The sequence below is a fragment of the Adlercreutzia sp. CNCM I-6207 genome, assembly GCF_977072305.1.
Genome location: NZ_CDRVLZ010000043.1, coordinates 1 through 1,871, shown reverse-complemented (window position 1 = coordinate 1,871; position 1,871 = coordinate 1). Strand labels below are relative to the sequence as shown.

General features: G+C 66.0%; 1 protein-coding gene. It reads left to right on the top strand.

The window, feature by feature from the left end:
• Positions 1–167 precede the first annotated feature (167 nt).
• The gene (gene istA / locus ACW4QM_RS11415; protein ID WP_158295183.1) at positions 168–1,757 is read left to right on the top strand and encodes an IS21 family transposase; all 1,590 of its coding nucleotides are present in this window, start codon (positions 168–170) and stop codon (positions 1,755–1,757) included.
• Positions 1,758–1,871: the final 114 nt, after the last annotated feature.

The following is a 1,871-nucleotide window of genomic DNA, read 5'->3' as shown; positions in this document are numbered from 1 at the left end:
TGAGTAGTAACCCTCTCCGGTACCAACAATCAGCAGAATCTGGTACCGCCAGTCAGCGGGCTTGGTACCCTGGGTAAGATAAATTGGTACCGCCGCCCATCGAGCCTAGAATTCCATGTCGCGAGCCCAATCCGGGGCTCGCTTTCATGGAAAGGGGCACGATGCCTATGTCCAAGAACAAGAAAATCCTCCTGATGCTGGCCAAGGGAGGGGCCACCCAGTCGGACATCGCGGCCGCGCTTCACGTCAGCAAGCGCGACGTCTCCGCCGGCGCCAAGGTGATGCGCGAATGCGGCCTGACGTTCGACGCCGTGAGCTCGATGGACGCCGACGCGGTCGATGACATGTTCTTCGCCAAGGAGGAGCGCCGTCCGAACGACGCCTACCTGAGACCCGACATGGCGGCGCTGGTCGAGCGCAAGAAAATGAGTCGGAAGCTGCCGGTGAAGCTCTTCTGGCTCGAGTACTGCGAGCGCGCCGCGGCGGAGGGGAAGCTCGCCTACGCCTACCAGACGTTCTGCGAGATGTTCGCCGACGCCGCAGGCAAGATGGGCGCGACCAGGCACTTCTCCCACGAGCCGGGGGCCAAGTGCTTCATCGATTGGGCCGGCGACGTCGCCCACCTCACCGACAAGCTGCTGGGAACCAGGACCAAGGTCTACGTCCTGGTCGTCACGTTGCCCTTCTCGGACAAGTTCTGGGCGGAGGGCTTCTGCGACATGAGGCAGAAATCCTGGCAGGAGGGCCAGATCCACGCGTTCGAGGAGTTCGGCGGCGTTCCGCGCATGTGGGTGCCCGACAACGCCGCCACGGCGACCGATCGGGCCGCAGCCCCGCGGGTCACGCTCGTGAACAGGGAGTACGAGCGCTTCGCCGAGCACTACGGGGCGGCCGTCCTGCCCGCCCGGGTCCGTCGGCCGCGCGACAAGAGCGTGGCCGAATCGTGCGTCGACCTGGTTGAGCGCTGGATCATCGGGCCGTCCGGCGAGATGACATTCTATACCATCGACGAGTTCAACGAGTTCTGCGCGGAGAAGGTGGCATGGCTCAACTCCCGGCCGTTCTCCGCCAAGGACGGCTCGCGCGACTCGGTGTTCGAGGAGGAGCGCATGCACCTGATGCCCCTTCCCGCCGAGCGCTACGAGATGTGCGAGTGGCGCAGCGCCAAGGTGGCCCCGGACTACCACGTCACCGTCGACTACATGCACTACTCCGTCGACCACTCGCTCATCGGCGAGCAGGTCGACGTGAAGCTGACCTCGTCGTCGGTCGCGGTGATGCACGGCGGGGCGGTGGTCGCCGTGCACCCGAGGCTTCACGGCCGCAAGGGGCAGTACTCGACCAACGTCGAGCACATGCCCGAGAACCATGCCGCACTGGACGACCCGTGGTCGCCGGAGCGGTTCGCGTCGTGGGCGAGGCGCGTCGGCCCCGAGACCGCATCGGCGATCGAGCGCGTCCTCGCCAGCCGCGCGATCGTCGAGCAGTCGTTCGTCTCCTGCCGCAACATCCTCGGGCTGTCGAAGACGTACGCGCCGGCGCTGCTCGAGCGCGCTTGTGCCAAGCTGAACGCGGCCTCGGCGCTTCCCAGCTACACCGGCCTCAAGAACGCGATCCTCGCCATCAAGTCGTCCGACGCCGAGGAGCGAGCCAAGGGGCGCCCCGTCGGGGCCGCAGGCTCCGGCGAGCTGGTGGACCGCGCCAAATCGGCGGGCCGCCTGCGCGGCGCGGACGCCTACAAGAGAGGCGGCGAGTAGGATGCTTACCGAAGAGCACTTCGAGCTGTTCAGACAGTTCAGGATAAAGGCCATGGGGGACAAGCTGCGCGAGATGGTGGAGGACGAGTCGTACGATCGGTTCACCTTCGAGGA